Origin of the sequence: Zobellella denitrificans (assembly GCF_002237365.1) — a bacterium.
Classification (GTDB): domain Bacteria; phylum Pseudomonadota; class Gammaproteobacteria; order Enterobacterales; family Aeromonadaceae; genus Oceanimonas; species Oceanimonas denitrificans.
The window spans coordinates 47,809-62,745 of sequence record NZ_NMUO01000011.1; the positions used below are offsets into that span (position 1 = coordinate 47,809).

Below are 14,937 nucleotides of genomic sequence, written 5' to 3' on the forward strand. Positions count from 1 at the left end.
TGTAAGGTCTGGCTTCGTCCGCAGCCCTTACCGACATTGCGCAGGAGTGATCGATGATGCCCAATAAGGAAGTCACCTACACCATTTCTGAGTTGGCCGATGAATTCGACATTACCCCGCGCACCCTGCGCCATTACGAAGAGCTGGGCCTGCTCAATCCCAGGAGAAAGGGCAACACCCGCATCTACAGCCACAAAGACAGGATCCGCCTGGCGCTTACCCTGCGCGGCAGGCGCCTGGGCTTCAGCCTGGCGGAAATGCGTGAGCTGTTCGAGCTGTACGATGCCGAGCACAGCTCACGCCCCCAGCTGCACTCCATGATAGCGATGATCGCAGAAAAGCGCGCCAGCCTGCAGCAACAGCAGGAAGACATCGAAAAGGTGCTGGCGGAGCTGGACGCCGCCGACATCAAGGCACGGGAAGCGCTGGAAAAGATGAAGCATCACTAAAGCGGGAAGCGGGAAGCGGGAAGCGGGAAGCGGGAAGCAATGATAAAGCCCCACCGCAGCGGGGCAAGAAACCGGCTTACTCGGCCTGGCTGATGCTGGCCAGCTTGTCGAAATAGTCCGGGAAGGTCTTGGAGGTGCACTTGGGATCCAGGATCACCACGGGGGTGTCGCTCAGGGCCACCAGCGAGAAGCACATGGCGATGCGGTGATCGTTGTAGGTGGCGATCTCCGCTTCCTGCAGCTTGGTGGCCGGCGTCACCACCAGGTAATCCTCCCCTTCCTCCACCTCGACCCCGAGTTTGCGCAGCTCGGTGGCCATGGCGAACAGCCGGTCGGTTTCCTTCACCCGCCAGTTGTAGATATTGCGGATACGGGTGGTGCCCTCGGCAAACAGGGCGGTGGTGGCGATGGTCATGGCGGCGTCGGGAATATGGTTCATGTCCATGTCCACCGCCTTGAGCGGTGCCACGTGCTCGGCCTCGATAAAGTCATCGCCCCAGGTGATGCGTGCCCCCATGGCCTCCAGCACATCGGCGAAACGGATATCGCCCTGGATGCTGTGGCGGCCGATGCCGGTCACCCGAACCTTGCCCTTGATGGCGCCCGCCGCCAGGAAGTAGGAAGCGGAAGAGGCGTCCCCTTCCACCAGGAAGGTCCCCGGCGACACATAGCCCTGGTTGCCCTGGATATAGAACACCTGGTAGTTATCGTGCTCCACCCTCACCCCGAACTGTTTCATGATGTGCAGGGTGATGTCGATATAGGGCTTGGACACCAGCTCGCCCTTGATATGGATGCGGGTATCGCCGGAGGCCATGGGGGCCGCCATCAGCAGGGCGGTCAGGAACTGGCTGGAAACGGAGCCGTCGATGTGCACATCGCCGCCCCACAGGCCCTTGCCGTTGATAAACACCGGCGGATAGCCGTCGGTCTTGAGGTAGCTGATGTCGGCGCCCGCTTCGCGCAGGGCATCCACCAGGTGGCCGATGGGCCGCTCCCACATGCGCGGCTCGCCGGTCAGGGTGAACTCGCCGGTACCCAGGCACAGGGCGGCGCACAGGGGGCGCATGGCGGTGCCGGCATTGCCGAGGAACAGGGAAACCGGCTCCTTCACGCTGAACGCCCGGCCCAGACCATGCACCACGCATTCGGTCTTGTCGTCCGACAGCTCGTACTGCACCCCCAGGATCTTGAGGGCATCCAGCATGTGACGGATGTCATCGCTGTCGAGCAGGTTGGTCAGGCGGGTGGTGCCCTGGGCCAGTGCCGCGAGCAGCAAGGCCCGGTTGGACACGGACTTGGAGCCGGGCAGGTTGACGGTGCCCTCCACCCGGGCGATAGGGGATAGTTTGAGGCTTTCCATATGATTCCTGGAGATTCGGGGTAAACAACAACTGAAGCTTTCTAGACGTTAACAGGGCTGGTGCATCAGGGCAAGATAAACAAAAGGCCGGTTTGCACCGGCCTTCCCTCAGCCCAGCACCTTGGCCAGGGCTTCCAGGCAACGCTGGTTCTCGTGCTCGAGACCGATGCTGATGCGCAGGCAGGTCGGCAGGCCGTAGCCGGCGATGGGCCGTACGATGACGCCTTCGCGCAGCAGCGCCTCATACACAGGCCCGGCTTCCCGCTGCAGATCCAGGGTGATGAAGTTGGCCCGGGAAGGAATGTATTTCAGGCCCTGCTCCTGGAAGAACGCCTCGTAGCGCGCCATCTCCCGCCGGTTCAGTTCCACCGCCTGGTTGAGGTAGTCCTCGTCGTCCAGCGCCGCTTCCGCCGCCGCCAGGGCAAGGCTGTTGCAATTGAAGGGTTCGCGCACCCGGTTGAGCACCGCCACCAGCTCCGGATGGCAGACCATGTAGCCCACCCGCAGCCCCGCCAGGCCATAGGCCTTGGAGAAGGTGCGCGACACGATCAGGTTGGGATAACGGGCCAGCCAGTCGATGGACGGGATCCGCTCGTCTTCCGCCACATACTCGGTATAGGCCTCGTCCAGCACCACCAGCACCTGGGCCGGCACCTTGTCCATAAAGGCCTGGATCTCGGCCGCGCCGACGAAGGTGCCGGTCGGGTTGTTGGGGTTGGTGATGCACACCAGCCGGGTCGCCGGGGTGATGGCCGCCGCCATGGCCTCGAGATCGTGCCCGAAGTCCCTGGCCGGCACCACCACCGCCTCGGCACCATGGGCCTGGGTGGCCAGGGCGTAGACGATAAAGGTGTACTGGGAATACACCACCTGCTGCCCGGGCGACACGAAGGTGTGGAACACCAGGTCGATCAGCTCGTTGGAGCCGTTGCCGAGGATCAGCTGCTCGCGGTGGACGCCGAGCTTGTCTGCCAGCTTGGCCTTCAGCGCAAAACCGTTGGCGTCCGGGTAACGGGCCAGCTCCGGCAGGGCGCGTTCAATGGCGGCCCGGGCCTTGGGCCCCAGCCCCAGAGGGTTTTCGTTGGAGGCCAGTTTCACGCTGTTGCTGATACCGAGCTCGCGCTCCAGCTCTTCCACCGGCTTGCCCGGCTGGTAAGGGTGCAGCCCCTCCACCCCGGGGTTGGCCAGGGCCAGAAAATCAATACTCACGGTGACTCCTTGTATCTGTTCCAATGGCCTTGCACAACAAGGCCCGCCAACTGAAGTGGCGGCTACAGCGCGGTGCCGCCTTTTCACATGACGCTGTTTTTTCTTCCAGCTTACCGCTTACGGCTTCAAGCTTTAGCTTCCGTGCTGCTTGGCAAACTTGTCCATATAGGCGACCAGCGCCTGCACCCCTTCGATGGGCATGGCGTTGTACAGGCTGGCGCGCATGCCGCCCACGATGCGGTGCCCCTTGAGCGCCAGCAGACCCTCGGCCTTGGCCCCCTTCAGGAAGGCGTCGTTCAGGCTGTCGTCCTTCAGCTGGAAGGGGATGTTCATCCAGGAGCGAGCGCTGGGATGCACCTCGTTGCGGTAGAAGTCGCTGGCATCCACGTAGTTGTACAGCAGCTCGGCCTTGGCCTTGTTGCGCTCGCCCATGGCCTCCAGCCCGCCCTGCGCCTTCAGCCACTTGAACACCAGGCCGGCCAGATACCAGGCATAGGTGGGCGGGGTGTTGAGCATGGAGTCGGCCTTGGCCATGGCGGCGTAGTCCAGAATGCCCGGCACCTGGGGGCAGGCCTGGCTAAGCAGGTCCTCGCGCACGATGACCACCGCCAGACCGGAAGGGCCGATGTTCTTCTGGGCGCCGGCATAGATGATGCCGAACCTGGTCACGTCGATGGGACGGGAGAGGATGGTGGAGGACATGTCCGCCACCAGGGGCACGTCGCCGGTATCGGGAATAAAGTTGTACTCGATGCCTTCGATGGTTTCATTCGGGCAGTAGTGCACATAGGCGGCGGTGGAGTCCAGCGCCCAGCTGGTGGCCAGGCCCTGGCGGCCGTCTTCGGCGGTCTTGAGCCCTTCCAGTACCCGCACGTCCCCCACCTTCTCGGCTTCGGCCACGGCGGATTTGGACCACTGGCCGGTGACGATGTAGTCGGCCTTGGCGTTGATGCCCATCAGGTTGAGCGGCACGGCGGCAAACTGGCCCCGGCCGCCGCCCTGCAGGAACAGCACCTTGTAGTTGTCGGGGATCTGCATCAGATCCCGCAGGTCCTGCTCGGCCTCGGCCGCCACCGCCATATAGTCGGCCCCACGATGGCTCAGCTCCATCACCGACACGCCCAGGCCGTGAAAGTCACGGAACTCGGCCTGGGCCTGTTTCATTACCTCTACCGGCAGCATGGCCGGGCCTGCGCTGAAGTTATAAACCATCTTCTCCATTTTCCCTGGGTTACCCTCATTTGAACCAAAGTGGCGACAGCGCCCGGCGGAAAGGGGGCATCCCCTCCCCGACCTGCGCTGCTTTATTACTAGCTTTTACACGGCGGCGAGCCACCGAGTCAAAATGATTTTCGGGTCAGGTTTTTACCCGAACAAAAGGGGGCCAAAGGCCCCCTGTGCATTTACTCCTCGGCCGCGCCGTCCTGGCCTTCGGCCAGCTCGTCGTCCTCGGTTTCCTCAATGCGCTGCAGGCCCACCACCTGTTCATCCTCGCCGGTGCGGATCAGGCGAACACCGGCGGTGTTGCGGCTGATCAGGCTGACTTCGGACACCCGGGTGCGCACCAGGGTGCCACCGTTGGTGATCAGCATGATTTCATTGCTTTCATCCACCTGGATGGCACCCACCACCTCGCCGTTGCGCTCGCTCACCTTGATGGAGACCACGCCCTGGGTAGCCCGGCTCTTGGTGGGGTACTCGTCGAGGCCGGTACGCTTGCCATAGCCATTGGCGGTGGCGGTAAGGATGGCACCGTCGCCGCGGGGCACGATGAGGGAGACCACCCGATCCCCCTCGGCCAGGCGGATGCCGCGTACCCCGGAGGCGGTGCGTCCCATGGGACGCACGCCCTTGGAGCCACCGGCGGCGGCCTCGTCGGCCTGCTCCTCGCCCTCATCGGCCCCCTCGGCCTCGGCGCGACCGCCGCCCTCGGCGAAACGCACCACCTTGCCGGCGGCGGAGAACAGCATGATCTCGTTGCTGCCGTCGGTGATGTCGACCCCGATCAGCTCATCCCCGTCCTTCAGGTTGATGGCGCGGATGCCGGAGGCCAGCGGCCGGCTGAAGGCGGACAGGCTGGTCTTCTTGACGGTGCCGTCGGCGGTGGCGAAGAACACGTACTTGTCGTCGGCGTATTCCTTGACCGGCAGTATGGCGGTGATGCGCTCACCCTGATCCAGCGGCAGCAGGTTGACGATGGGCCGGCCGCGGGCGGCGCGGCTGGCTTCGGGCAACTGATAGACCTTGAGCCAGTACACCTTGCCGGCGGTAGAGAAGCACAAAATGGTGTCGTGGGTGTTGGCCACCAGCAGGCGCTCGACGAAATCCTCTTCCTTGATGCTGGTCGCCGACTTGCCGCGCCCACCCCGGCGCTGGGCCTCGTAGTCGGACAACGGCTGGTACTTCACATAGCCCTGGTGGGACAGGGTGACCACCACGTCTTCCTGGGTGATCAGGTCTTCGATATTGATCTCGGCGCTGGAGGTGGTGATCTCGGTGCGGCGGGCATCGCCGAATTGTTCCTTGAGCGCTTCCAGCTCCTCGCGGATCACCTCCATCAGGCGGACGGTGCTGTTGAGGATATGCAGCAGCTCGGCGATCTGCTCCAGCAGCGCCTTGTATTCTTCCAGGATCTTCTCGTGCTCGAGGCCGGTCAGGCGGTGCAGGCGCAGATCCAGGATGGCCTGGGCCTGCTGCTCGGTCAGGTAATAGTGACCGTCGCGGATGCCGTATTCGGGCTCCAGCCATTCCGGACGGGCGGCGTCGTCACCGGCCCGCTCCAGCATACTGGCCACGTTGCCGAGCGCCCAGCCCTGGGCCAGCAGCCCGGCCTTGGCCTCCGCCGGGGTCGGCGAGCGGCGGATAAGCTCGATCACCGGGTCGATGTTGGCCAGGGCGATGGCCAGGCCTTCCAGGATGTGGGCCCGATCCCGCGCCTTGCGCAGTTCGAAGATGGTGCGGCGGGTGACCACTTCGCGCCGGTGCTGGATAAAGCACTCCAGCATTTCCTTCAGGTTGAAGGTGCGCGGCTGGTTGTTGTCCAGCGCCACCATGTTGATGCCGAACACCGTCTGCATCTGGGTCTGGGCGTAGAGGTTGTTGAGGATCACCTCCCCCACTTCGCCCCGGCGGATTTCGATCACGATGCGCATGCCGTCCTTGTCGGACTCGTCACGCAGGGCGGAGATGCCCTCGATGCGCTTTTCCTTGACCAGCTCGGCGATTTTTTCAATCAGCCGTGCCTTGTTCACCTGGTAGGGCAGCTCGGAGACGATGATGGTCTCGCGCCCGCTCTTCTCGTCGGTCTCGATCTCGGCCAGGGCGCGCACATAGATCTTGCCACGGCCGGTGCGGTAGGCGTCGATAATGCCGGACTTGCCGTTGATGATGCCGCCGGTGGGGAAATCCGGACCCGGGATCAGCTCGATCAGCTGGTCGACCGTGATGTGCTCGTCGTCGATCAGCGCCAGGCAGCCGTCCACCACCTCGTTGAGGTTGTGGGGCGGGATATTGGTGGCCATGCCCACGGCGATGCCGGAAGAGCCGTTGACCAGCAGGTTCGGCACCTTGGTCGGCATCACCGCCGGTATCATCTCGGTGCCGTCGTAGTTGGGCACCCAGTCGACGGTTTCCTTGTCCAGATCCGCCAGCAGCTCGTGGGCAATCTTGTCCATGCGCACTTCGGTGTAACGCATGGCGGCGGCGGAATCGCCGTCCACCGAGCCGAAGTTGCCCTGGCCGTCGACCAGGGTGTAGCGCATGGAAAAGTCCTGCGCCATCCGCACTATGGTGTCGTATACCGCGCTGTCGCCGTGGGGGTGGTATTTACCTATTACGTCACCCACCACGCGGGCGGATTTCTTGTAGGGCTTGTTCCAGTCGTTGCCGAGCTCGTTCATGGCGAACAGCACACGGCGATGCACCGGCTTCAAACCATCTCGCACATCGGGAAGGGCCCGTCCCACGATCACGCTCATGGCGTAATCCAGGTAGGAGCGCTTGAGCTCTTCCTCGATGTTTATCGGCATGATTTCTCGGGCCAGATCGGTCATAGCAAGCCTTGTCCCCAATTTTATTGATTATATGGCTTTGAAAAACGCGCCATTCTAGCACAGTTCCGGCCCGACGGGAGCAGGGAAGCTGGCGGCGACAGGCCGCTTGGTTATAATGGCCTCCTCAGTGTGCCCGGCTTTAAGGCTTTGACCATGAACGTAGATCAACAGGAAATCGACAAATTCGAGGCCATGGCCTCCCGCTGGTGGGATCCGGAGGGCGACTTCAAGCCCCTGCACCGGCTCAACCCCCTGCGCCTGGACTGGATAGCCGACAAGGCCGGCGGCCTGTTCGGCAAGCAGGTGATCGACATCGGCTGCGGCGGCGGCATCCTGAGCGAGAGCATGGCCCGGGAAGGCGCCGAGGTCACCGGGGTGGACATGGGCCGCGAGCCGCTGGCGGTGGCCCGCCTGCATGCCCTGGAAGCCGGGGTGAGCGTCAATTATCGTCAGGGCACCGCCGAGCAGCTGGCCGCAGAGCAGCCCGGACAGTTCGACCTGGTCACCTGCATGGAAATGCTGGAGCACGTACCCGAGCCCGCCTCGGTGGTGCAGGCCTGCGCCGAGCTGGCCAAACCCGGCGCCACCCTGGTGTTTTCCACCATCAACCGCAACCCCAAGGCCTGGCTGCTGATGATAGGGGTGGCCGAGCACCTGCTGAAAATGGTGCCGAAGGGCACCCACGATCATCGCAAGTTCATCACCCCCGCCGAGCTGTGCACTTATATCGAACGGGCCGGCCTGGTGGTGAAGGACATCAGCGGCGTGGTCTACCGGCCCCTGACCGGCGATTTCAAGCTGAGCCGGGACGCGGACGTCAACTACATGGTCCACGCCATCAAGCCGGAGTAAGCCATGCAGGTTAAGGCGGTGTTGTTCGATCTCGACGGTACCCTGCTGGACACGGCGGGCGACATGGGCGCGGCCGCCAACCATGTCATCACCGCCCTGGGACTGCCGCCGCTTTCCGCCGAGGTGCTGAGCCGCACCACCTCGGACGGTGCCTACGCCCTGCTCCAGGCCGGCATCCACCCGGCGCTGATCGAGCAGCACGGGCTGGAGCAGCTGCGCCGGCGGATGCTGGCCTTTTACGGCGAAAACCTCTGCCGCCATACCCGCCCCTACGACGGGGTGGCGGAGCTACTCGGCTGGCTCGACCAACGCCGCATTCCCTGGGGGGTGGTCACCAACAAGCCGGCCGCCCTGACCGAGCCGCTGCTGGCCGGGCTGCCGCTGTTCGCCGGCTGCGGCGTCACCGTCAGCGCCGACACCCTGCCCCAGAAAAAACCGCATCCGGCCCCCCTGCTCCACGCCGCCGGACGGCTGGCGGTGGCGGCGGCCCAGTGCGTCTATGTGGGCGACCACAGGCGCGACATAGAAGCGGGCCGGGCCGCCGGCATGGTGACCATCGCCGCCGCCTGGGGCTATATCTCGGCCGGCGAACACCCGGACGACTGGCGGGCGGACCACCGGCTCGACTCGGTGCCGGCCCTGCAGCACTGGCTGCAAGGCGCATTCGGCGCCACCTGCTGAAAGTTCCGGCGGGATCCCCAAACGCCTTTTTTTGCAAGCCAAATTTTTCAAAAAAAGTTTCCTCCCGACCATAAAAACGACAGCCGCCGGCCAGCGCCAGACTCCCAACGGAGCAGAAGTTAGTGAGTGCAAACCCAAGCCCGAAGATCACAGATTATCCACAAGATTTGCGCGTGGCCGCCGGCTTGAGAATCGGGGGGTAACCCACTATATTGTGCCCATCCTCAATATCACAACTAGATGTTGTGCTTCCTCCGGTTGCCGACCACACTATATAGGGTGGCTGGCCGCACGGGTTTTGCCGGAGCAGACACAACACCACTGGGAGAAGGTCCGCCTTATGAACAAACATCTGCTGGTCACCAAACGCTCCGGCGCCAAGGAGCCCATCGATCTGGACAAGATCCACAGGGTCATCACCTGGGCCGCCGAGGGCCTGGACAATGTCTCCGTCTCCCAGGTGGAGCTGCGCTCCCATATCCAGTTCTACGACGGCATCCGCACCGAAGACATTCACGAGACCATCATCAAGGCCGCCGCCGATCTGATCTCCGAACAGAGCCCGGACTACCAGTACCTGGCCGCCCGCCTGGCCATGTTCCACCTGCGCAAGAAGGCCTACGGCCAGTTCGAGCCGCCCCACTTCTACGACCATGTGGTCAGGCTCACCGAGATGGGCAAGTACGACCAGCATATCCTGGCCGACTACAGCCGCGAGGAATTCGAGACCCTGAACGCCCGCCTGCACCACGAGCGCGACATGGACTTCTCCTACGCCGCGGTCAAGCAGCTCGAAGGCAAGTACCTGGTGCAGAACCGGGTCACCGGCGCCATCTACGAAAGCCCCCAGTTCCTGTACATGCTGGTGGCCGCCTGCCTGTTCTCCAAGTACCCCAAGGCGACCCGGCTGGACTATATCACCCGCTTCTATGACGCGGTGTCCCAGTTCAAGATCTCCCTGCCCACGCCCATCATGTCCGGCGTGCGCACCCCCACCCGCCAGTTCAGCTCCTGCGTGCTGATCGAGTGCGGCGACAGCCTGGATTCCATCAACGCCACCTCCGGCGCCATCGTGCGCTATGTGTCCCAGCGCGCCGGCATCGGCATCAACGCCGGCCGCATCCGGGCGCTCGGCAGCCCCATCCGTGGCGGCGAGGCCTTCCACACCGGCTGCATCCCCTTCTACAAGCACTTCCAGACCGCGGTCAAATGCTGCTCCCAGGGCGGCGTGCGCGGCGGTGCCGCCACCCTGTTCTACCCCCTGTGGCACCTGGAGGTGGAATCCCTGCTGGTGCTCAAGAACAACCGCGGCGTGGAAGAGAACCGGGTCCGCCACATGGACTACGGCGTGCAGATCAACCGGCTGATGTACCAGCGCCTGATCAAGGGCGGCGACATCACCCTGTTCAGCCCCTCCGACGTGCCCGGCCTGTACGACGCCTTCTTCGAGGATCAGGCGAAATTCGAGGAACTGTACGTCAAGTACGAAGCCGACGACAGCATCCGCAAGCGCACCGTCAAGGCGCTGGAGCTGTTCTCGCTGATGATGCAGGAACGCGCCGGTACCGGCCGCATCTATATCCAGAACGTGGATCACTGCAACACCCACAGCCCCTTCGACCCGGCGGTGGCCCCGGTGCGCCAGAGCAACCTCTGCCTGGAGATCGCCCTGCCCACCAAGCCGCTGATGGACATCAACGACGAGAACGGCGAAATCGCCCTGTGCACCCTGTCCGCCTTCAACCTGGGCGCCATCGACAGCCTGGACGACCTGGAAGAGCTGGCGGAGCTCGCGGTACGCGCCCTCGACGCCCTGCTCGACTACCAGGACTACCCGCTGCTGGCCGCCCACAAGGGCTCGATGAACCGCCGGACCCTGGGCATTGGCGTGATCAACTACGCCTACTACCTGGCCAAGCACGGCGTCAGATATTCCGACGGCAGCGCCATCGGCCTGACCCACAAGACCTTCGAGGCCATCCAGTACTACCTGCTGAAGGCCTCGGTGCAGCTGGCCAGGGAGTTCGGGGCCTGCCCGGCCTTCAACGAAACCACCTACGCCCAGGGCATACTGCCCATCGACACCTACAAGAAGGATCTGGACGGCGTCTGCAGCGAGCCGCTGCACCTGGACTGGGAAAGCCTGCGCGAGGAAATAAAAACCGTGGGCCTGCGCAACAGCACCCTGACCGCGCTGATGCCCTCCGAGACCTCGAGCCAGATCTCCAACGCCACCAACGGCATAGAGCCGCCCCGAGGCCTGGTGTCGGTCAAGGCCTCCAAGGACGGCATCCTCAAGCAGGTGGTGCCCGAGTACGAGCGCCTCAAGGGCCAGTACGAGCTGCTGTGGCAGATGCCCTCCAACGACGGCTACCTGCAGCTGGTGGGGGTGATGCAGAAGTTCGTGGATCAGGCCATTTCCGCCAACACCAACTACGATCCGGCCCGCTTCGAGGGCGGCCGGGTACCGATGAAGCAGTTGCTGAAAGACCTGCTCACCGCCTACAAGTTCGGGCTCAAGACCCTGTATTACCACAACACCCGTGACGGTGCGGCAGACGCCCAGAACGACATGCAGGAAGATGACGGCTGCGCCGGCGGTGCCTGCAAGATTTAAGGCAACGTCACACTCAAATAATCCCGGCGAGGGCCACCTCGCCGCTGTGCGCAGCGTCGCTCACTACCGCCAACGCGGGCTGAGCGGCACTGCGCTCATTGTCTTTGCGGAACGAGAAAAATGTCTTACACCACTTTCAGTCAAGTTCAGAACGATCACATGAAAGAGCCCATGTTCCTCGGCAACCCGGTGAACGTGGCCCGCTATGACCAGCAGAAATACGAAATTTTTGAGAAGCTGATCGAAAAGCAGCTCTCCTTCTTCTGGCGTCCGGAAGAGGTGGACGTGTCCCAGGACAGGATCGACTACCAGGCCCTGCCGGATCACGAGAAGCACATCTTTATCAGCAACCTCAAGTACCAGACCCTGCTCGACTCCATCCAGGGCCGCAGCCCCAACGTGGCCCTGCTGCCGCTGGTGTCATTGCCCGAGCTGGAAACCTGGATCGAGACCTGGGCCTTCTCCGAGACCATCCACTCGCGCTCCTATACCCACATCATCCGCAATATCGTCAACGATCCCTCCAAGGTGTTCGACGATATCGTAGCGAACGAACATATCCAGAAGCGCGCCAGGGACATCGCCGGCTACTACGACGAGCTTATCGAGTACACCAACTTCTATCACCTCTACGGTGAGGGCGAGCACGAGATCAAGGGCCGCAAGGTCACCGTCAACCGCTACGAGCTGAAGAAGAAGCTCTACCTGTGCCTGATGTGCGTCAACGCCCTGGAGGCGATCCGCTTCTACGTGAGCTTCGCCTGCTCCTTCGCCTTTGCCGAGCGCGAGCTGATGGAAGGCAACGCCAAGATCATCAAGCTGATCGCCCGGGACGAGGCCCTGCACCTGACCGGCACCCAGCACATGCTCAATATCCTGCGCGCCGGCGAGGACGATCCGGAGATGGCCCAGGTGGCCCGCGACTGCGAACAGCAGTGCTTCGAGCTGTTCAAGGCCGCCGCCATCCAGGAGAAGGAATGGGCCGAATACCTGTTCAAGGACGGCTCCATGATCGGCCTGAACAAGGATATCCTGTGCCAGTACGTGGAATACATCACCAACCTGCGCATGCAGGCGGTGGGACTGGCGCCCGCCTTTGAGGGTGCCAAGCAGAACCCTATCCCCTGGATCAACGCCTGGCTGTCGTCCGACAACGTCCAGGTCGCGCCCCAGGAGGTGGAGGTGAGCTCCTACCTGGTAGGCCAGATTGACTCCCAGGTGAGCCACGACGATCTGGGTGACTTCGAGCTGTGAGCCGAGTCCGCACCCGGGAACTGAGCTTCGAACTGCGGGCGGGGGAAACCCTGCTCGAGGGGCTGGAGCGCACCGGCCACGCGGTGGAATACCAGTGCCGCAGCGGCTACTGCGGCTCCTGTCGCACCGCCCTGCTGGCCGGCCGGGTGGCCTACCATGAAGCCCCCCTCGCCTACCTGGCCGAGGGGGAGATACTGCCCTGCTGCTGCCGGCCGACCGAGCCGGTCAGCCTCGATATCCCCCTGCTGGAAATAAAAAAACAGGCCTAGGGCCTGCCCTCTTCCTTCAGCGGGAAGGGGTGCCAGCTCAGCCGGCCGTTCTGCTCGAAGGACTTTTCCCGCTCGCAGATAAACAGCTGGTCGCCCACGGTGATCACGGATCCCTTCGAATAGCGCTGATCGGCGTAGAAACACACCGGCTCCAGCCCCGATGAAATATTCAGCTCCACCGGCGGCCGGGTCGTGATGGGGTTGGCCCCGGCCACGGCACTGAACAGCAGCACTCCCCAGCACAGCTTTCTTATCATCATGGTCAACTTCCTCTTTACCCCGGGTCCGGCACATGGTACCACCGTCCCAGACCCCGTCGACAAGGCCCGACATGAAAAAATCCCATTGGCTGCTATTGCTTGTCCCGATCTTCGCCGCGACCCTCTTCCTCCTGCTGCGCCAGCCGGCCTCGGCGCCGGCCCTGTCGCTGCCGGCACCCGGCGACCGGCCGGTGGACTACGAGCGGGACATCAGGCCCATCTTCGAGCACAAGTGCATCGCCTGCCACGCCTGCTACGATGCCCCCTGCCAGCTCAAGCTCGCCAGCCACGAGGGCGTACAGCGGGGCGCCAGCAAGCAGGTGGTCTACGACGGCACCCGCACCCAGGACGCGCCGCCCAACCGCCTTTATGTGGATGCGGAAGGAACACCGGCCTGGCGGGAGCGCGGCTTCTTCAGCGTGCTGGACGGCCAGGCCGAGGCCCCCGCCCTGATGGCCCGGATGCTGGCCCTGGGCCATCAGGCCCCCTGGGCGGCCAACGAACGGCTGCCGGACAGCCTGGACATCTCCATCAAGCGTAACAACCAGTGCGTGAACGCCGACGAGTTCGACGCCTTCGCCGCCAAGCATCCCCAGGCCGGCATGCCCTTTGCCGTGACCGGGCTGAGCGACGAGGAGTATCAGTTGCTGGTGGACTGGCTGGCCCAGGGGGCAAGGGTGCCCGAGCAAACCCGGCCCCTGTCCGCCGGCCTGGAGCGGGAAGTCCGCCGCTGGGAGCACTGGCTCAACCGCGATGACAACCGCCACCGGCTGGTGGCCCGCTACCTGTACGAGCACTGGTTTCTGGCCCACCTGCATTTCGAGGGCGACCAGGATCAGGTGTTCTTCGAGCTGGTGCGCTCCCGCACCCCGCCCGGGGAGCCCATCGCGATCATCCCGACCGTACGCCCCACCGACGGTGTGGCGGGGGACTTCTACTACCGGCTGCGGCCCCGGCTGGAAAGCCGGGTGCACAAGACCCATATCACCTATCCCCTGAGCGAGGCCAAAATGGCCCGGCTGGAGCAACTGTTCTTCGCGCCGGACTGGACGGTCACCACCCTGCCCGGCTACGGCCCCGAGGCCGCTGCCAATCCCTTCACCACCTACGCCGCCATCCCCGCCCGGGCCCGCTACCAGTACCTGCTGGACAACGCCGAATACTTCGTGCGCACCTTTATCCGCGGCCCGGTGTGCCGGGGGCCGATCGCCACCGACGTGATCCGCGATCAGTTCTGGGTGAGCTTCCAGCACCCGCAGCACGACCTCTTCGTGACCGATGCCAACCACCGTGCCCGGGTAAAGGCATGGCTGGCCCTGCCCGGGCTGACCTCGGATCTGCTGAGCCTGGGCCCGGACTGGATAGCCCACCGGGACGCCCGCAACCGCTACCTGACCGCCCGCCAGCAGGACTACGCCCGCACCTATCCCCAGGGGCCATCACTCGATCACCTGTGGGACGGAGACGGCCACAACCAGGACGCCCTGCTCACCATTTTCCGCCACTACGACAGCGCCAGCGTACTGCGCGGCTGGCAGGGAGACCTGCCCACCACCCTGTGGGTGATGGACTACCCGCTGCTGGAGCGCACCTACTACGCCCTGGTGGCCAACTTCGACGTCTACGGCAGCGTGGCCCACCAGGCCCAGACCCGGCTCTACTTCGATCTGATCCGCAACGGCGCCGAGGCCAACCTGCTGCGCTTTTTGCCGCCCCCGGTACGCAACCCGCTGCTGCATAAATGGTATGACAACAGCGCCCGCATCAAGCTGTTCACCACCTATGCGGACGTGGACGAAAGCACCCCCAGCCGTATCGCGGTGGACACCAGGGCCCCCCTGGCCGACTTCGGCCGCCAGGTGCTCACCACCCTGGCCCCGGTCGCCGGCCCGCCGGAGCGGCTCAACCGCTGCCGCCGGCAAGCCTGCGCC

12 protein-coding genes are annotated in these 14,937 nt (G+C 63.9%); 7 read left to right on the plus strand and 5 right to left on the minus strand.

Annotation, left to right across the window (positions count from 1 at the left end; genetic code table 11):
* Positions 1–53: 53 nt before the first annotated feature.
* On the plus strand, positions 54–449 hold the full coding sequence (locus tag CGX12_RS04325) for a MerR family transcriptional regulator (RefSeq protein WP_094038667.1): 396 nt from the start codon (positions 54–56) through the stop codon (positions 447–449).
* 76 nt (positions 450–525) lie between these two features.
* On the opposite strand, the gene aroA is transcribed toward CGX12_RS04325, so the two are convergent.
* The 4 genes from aroA to gyrA form a co-directional block, all read right to left on the minus strand.
* Complete coding sequence (gene aroA, locus CGX12_RS04330) at positions 526–1,812, minus strand: 3-phosphoshikimate 1-carboxyvinyltransferase (protein ID WP_094038668.1); 1,287 nt, start codon at positions 1,810–1,812, stop codon at positions 526–528.
* Positions 1,813–1,920: 108 nt separating this feature from the next.
* Positions 1,921–3,021 (minus strand): histidinol-phosphate transaminase, encoded by a 1,101-nt coding sequence (gene hisC, locus CGX12_RS04335; protein WP_198401729.1) that lies wholly within the window; start codon positions 3,019–3,021, stop codon positions 1,921–1,923.
* Between the two features lie 132 nt (positions 3,022–3,153).
* The gene (gene serC, locus CGX12_RS04340; RefSeq protein ID WP_094038669.1) at positions 3,154–4,242 is read right to left on the minus strand and encodes a 3-phosphoserine/phosphohydroxythreonine transaminase; all 1,089 of its coding nucleotides are present in this window, start codon (positions 4,240–4,242) and stop codon (positions 3,154–3,156) included.
* 182 nt (positions 4,243–4,424) lie between these two features.
* Positions 4,425–7,073 (minus strand): DNA topoisomerase (ATP-hydrolyzing) subunit A, encoded by a 2,649-nt coding sequence (gyrA, locus tag CGX12_RS04345; RefSeq protein WP_094038670.1) that lies wholly within the window; start codon positions 7,071–7,073, stop codon positions 4,425–4,427.
* Between the two features lie 153 nt (positions 7,074–7,226).
* Here gyrA and ubiG point away from each other — a divergent pair, with 153 nt between their 5' ends.
* From ubiG to yfaE, 5 genes are all read left to right on the plus strand, one after another.
* Positions 7,227–7,925 (plus strand): bifunctional 2-polyprenyl-6-hydroxyphenol methylase/3-demethylubiquinol 3-O-methyltransferase UbiG, encoded by a 699-nt coding sequence (ubiG, locus tag CGX12_RS04350; protein ID WP_094038671.1) that lies wholly within the window; start codon positions 7,227–7,229, stop codon positions 7,923–7,925.
* A 3-nt stretch (positions 7,926–7,928) separates the two neighbouring features.
* Positions 7,929–8,606, plus strand: coding sequence for an HAD-IA family hydrolase (locus tag CGX12_RS04355; RefSeq protein WP_094038672.1), 678 nt, complete (start codon positions 7,929–7,931; stop codon positions 8,604–8,606).
* A gap of 340 nt (positions 8,607–8,946) precedes the next feature.
* A complete protein-coding gene (nrdA, locus tag CGX12_RS04360; protein WP_094038673.1) occupies positions 8,947–11,223 on the plus strand; it encodes a class 1a ribonucleoside-diphosphate reductase subunit alpha in 2,277 nt (758 codons plus the stop codon).
* Positions 11,224–11,343: 120 nt separating this feature from the next.
* Positions 11,344–12,477 (plus strand): class Ia ribonucleoside-diphosphate reductase subunit beta, encoded by a 1,134-nt coding sequence (gene nrdB, locus CGX12_RS04365; RefSeq protein WP_094038674.1) that lies wholly within the window; start codon positions 11,344–11,346, stop codon positions 12,475–12,477.
* Complete coding sequence (gene yfaE / locus CGX12_RS04370) at positions 12,474–12,746, plus strand: class I ribonucleotide reductase maintenance protein YfaE (RefSeq protein WP_094038675.1); 273 nt, start codon at positions 12,474–12,476, stop codon at positions 12,744–12,746. The genes nrdB and yfaE overlap by 4 nt, the downstream gene beginning before the upstream one ends.
* On the opposite strand, the gene CGX12_RS04375 is transcribed toward yfaE, so the two are convergent.
* The gene (locus CGX12_RS04375) at positions 12,743–13,006 is read right to left on the minus strand and encodes a DUF1496 domain-containing protein (RefSeq protein WP_094038676.1); all 264 of its coding nucleotides are present in this window, start codon (positions 13,004–13,006) and stop codon (positions 12,743–12,745) included. The two genes, yfaE and CGX12_RS04375, sit on opposite strands and share 4 nt — an antisense overlap.
* 71 nt (positions 13,007–13,077) lie before the next feature.
* Here CGX12_RS04375 and CGX12_RS04380 point away from each other — a divergent pair.
* Positions 13,078–14,937 (plus strand): fatty acid cis/trans isomerase (locus CGX12_RS04380; RefSeq protein ID WP_176441996.1); only part of this gene is annotated, 1,860 nt, incomplete at its 3' end.